Below are 496 nucleotides of genomic sequence, written 5' to 3' on the forward strand. Positions count from 1 at the left end.
GGTTGAAGAACAACATGCTGTACAATTATTCTATCCCCAGGGAACAGCAGAATTAGATACTATTAATAAGTACTGCTTTGATAATGGTGTAACGCTTAATCTGCTTACTTATAAAAAGAAAAGTTTAGAAGCCAAGTTTTTTGAACTAACCAATAACAACTAACCTTAAAAAATATTACATGCTTGAATTAATAAAAATAGAATGGCTTAAAATAAAACGCTACCCTGCCTTTTGGTGGATGTTTGGCATCGTGGCATTAACATATCCCGGTATTAATTTATTTATCGGAATAATTTACGATAGACAATTGGTAAGAACTGAAAATAAAAAAGATGCTCTCGCTCAGATAGCGAAAATGTTGTTTGGCAACCCTTTTGAATTTCCTGAGGCATGGCATACCACCGCATACTTTTCTTCTTTTTTTATTTCCATTCCTTCTATTCTTGTTATTATGCTTATCAGCAACGAATACAGTTACAAAACACACAGACAAAA

General features: G+C 32.9%; 1 protein-coding gene. It reads left to right on the forward strand.

All coding sequences use genetic code 11. The annotated features are described in order from the left end of the window. Positions 1-179: 179 nt before the first annotated feature. A partial coding sequence (locus tag E3E36_RS11640) for a hypothetical protein (RefSeq protein WP_206203657.1) occupies positions 180-496 on the forward strand: 317 nt, incomplete at its 3' end.

Origin of the sequence: Thermococcus sp. M36 (genome assembly GCF_012027355.1) — an archaeon.
In the GTDB taxonomy this organism is placed as follows: Archaea; Methanobacteriota_B; Thermococci; order Thermococcales; family Thermococcaceae; genus Thermococcus.